Here is a 2,229-nt window from a genome sequence, read left to right on the forward strand (position 1 = left end):
GATGGCGTGGGCGCCGACGCCGACGCTGACCAGCGGCACCCCGGCCAGCAGGACCAGTGCGGCGACCAGCAGCACGGCCCGTGCGCCCGGCAGCCGGCGCGCGGCCGTCACCTGGTCAGCAGCGGCGCGAACGCCTCGTCGACCGCGTCCAGCGTCTTCATCGCGGAGCGGTAGGTGGCCGCCTCGGTGTAGCGCACCGGGAACGTCCGGCCGGCCTTGACCGCGGGCAGTTCCTTCCACAGCGGGGAGTCCAGGACGTACTGGACCCCGGGCGGGACCTTGCCGTCGGCGGCGACGGAGTAGGTGATGGCGTCGGCCTCGGTGAAGGCGGCCGTCAGCTCCTCGATCGACGAATACTCGCTGACGTCCTTGGAGCCGCCGCCCTTGACCTTGACCTGGCCGTAGTAGGTCGCGCCGACGTCCTGCGCGACGTTGGTGCCCCAGGAGCCGTTGAACTCGCGCTGGAAGTTGCCCTTGGCGACCTCGCCGTACGCGCCGACGTGCCCCAGCTTGAGCTGCGGCAGCACGGAGGCGTACTTCTCCTTCAGCCCCTTGGCCTTCTCCTCGTACTCCTCCTGCACGGCGTCGAACTCGGACAGCGCGCCCGCCGCGTCGGCCTGCCTGCGGGACAGGTCGCGCCACGCCGAGGGCAGCGACGGGCCGATGGCCACGACCGGCGCGATGGCCTCCAGGCGCTCGAGGTCGATGTCGGCCAGCACCGGCTTGGGCACGCCGATGACGATCAGGTCCGGCTCGGCCTGCGCGATGGCCTCGTAGTTGGTCTCCGCCGCCGACTCGCCCGCGACCTTGGCCAGCTCCTGGTACTTCTTCAGGTCCTCCGCGCTCATCAGGGGCTCGCCGCGCTTCCACGAGGAGATCCCGACGAGGGGCGCGTCCGCCTCCAGCAGGGCGGGCACGGCGTACCCGGTGGCCACCACCCGCTCGGGCGAGACCGGGATGGTGACGTCGCCGTTGTCGGCGGTGAAGACCCGGGTCGTCGGCCCGGCGGCGGACGTCCCGCCCGTGCCGGTGCTCTCCGCGGAGCCGCAGCCGACGGCGGCGACGAGCGTGAGCGCCAGCGCGGCGGCGAGGCGGGGGGTTCTGGCGATGGACATCGGTGTGCTTCCTCGGGGGATTCCGGTGTTGCGGGGGTCAGTGGTCGTGGTCGTCGTCGAAGTCGGCCACGCCGCGCTTCCAGTAGCCGGTGACGTCGTGGTCCGCCTTGGCCAGGCCGAGCTCGTCGCGCACCCAGCGGCGCAGCGGTTTGATCGAGCCCGCCTCGCCCGCGACCCACGCGTAGAGGCGTTCGCCCTCGGGCACCTCGATCGCGCGCACGGCGTTCGCCAGCAGGTCGACGGTGCCCGCCGGCGCGTCGCCGCGGTGCAGCCAGCGCACCTCGACGCGTTCGGGCGCGGTCAGCCCGATCTCCTCGTCCGCGTTCGCGACCTCGATGAACGCCCAGCCGGCGGCGGTGCGGGGCAGCTCCTCCAGCCACCGGGCGATGGCGGGCAGGGCGGTGAGGTCGCCCGCGAGCAGGTACCGGTCGTAATCGTGCGGCACGATCAGGCCGCCGGGCGGACCGGCGACGTGCACCACCGCACCGGGCTCCACCGACCGCGCCCAGTCCGAGCCCAGGCCTCCGTCGTGCAGGGCGATGTCAAGGTCCAGCTCGCCGGTGGTCGGGTCGTAGCGCCGCACGGTGTACTCGCGCGAGGTCGGGGACGGGCGGGGCCAGCGCAGCACGTTCCCGTCGGGCTCGGGCAGGCGCAGGGTGCCGTCCGGCTCGGGGAACAGGAGCTTGACGTGCTCGTCCGGCGCGTGGGCCTCGAACCCCTCGGTGCCGGGACCGCCCAACGTGACCCGCAGCAGCCCGGAGCCGACCATGGCGGTCCGCACGACCTCGGCCGCGCGGATGCGGATGGGGTAGCCCACCTTCTCCGCGCCGCGGCCCGCGCGGACCTCGGTGATGCGCTCCAGGTGCCGGTCGCGGTGGTCGACGCGGGTCACGCGGACGCCCCGGTGACCAGCTCGGTCCAGCGCTCCAGCCGCGGGTCCTCGGCGAGGTCCGCGAACTCCAGGCCGGTCGCGCCAGCGGCCCGCCAGCGCTCGACCAGGCTCATGACCCGCATCGAGTCGAGGCCGAGGTCCAGCAGGTCGGCGTCCGCGCCGACCTCGGTCGGGTCGAGGCCGAGCAGGTCGGCCCCGTCGGCGCGGACGCGGTGGGCGGTC

At 74.1% G+C, this 2,229-nt stretch carries 3 protein-coding genes; all 3 read right to left on the bottom strand.

Features of this window, described 5'->3' with window-relative positions; translation table 11 throughout:
* Nucleotides 1–107: 107 nt before the first annotated feature.
* Nucleotides 108–1,115, bottom strand: coding sequence for an ABC transporter substrate-binding protein (locus AB0G02_RS36105; protein ID WP_360803738.1), 1,008 nt, complete (start codon nt 1,113–1,115; stop codon nt 108–110).
* 37 nt (nt 1,116–1,152) lie between these two features.
* Nucleotides 1,153–2,007, bottom strand: a complete 855-nt coding sequence (locus AB0G02_RS36110) for a siderophore-interacting protein (protein WP_360803741.1) — start codon at nt 2,005–2,007, stop codon at nt 1,153–1,155.
* Nucleotides 2,004–2,229 (bottom strand): phosphopantetheine-binding protein (locus AB0G02_RS36115; RefSeq protein ID WP_360803744.1); only part of this gene is annotated, 226 nt, incomplete at its 5' end. The genes AB0G02_RS36110 and AB0G02_RS36115, both read right to left, overlap by 4 nt.

The sequence above is a fragment of the Actinosynnema sp. NPDC023658 genome (assembly GCF_040639995.1).
Lineage (GTDB): Bacteria > Actinomycetota > Actinomycetes > Mycobacteriales > Pseudonocardiaceae > Actinosynnema.

Excerpts from the sequence above, each read along its gene's own strand:
- AB0G02_RS36105 (WP_360803738.1), bottom strand. The coding sequence starts at position 1,115 with ATGTCCATCGCCAGAACCCCCCGCCTCGCCGCCGCGCTGGCGCTCACG.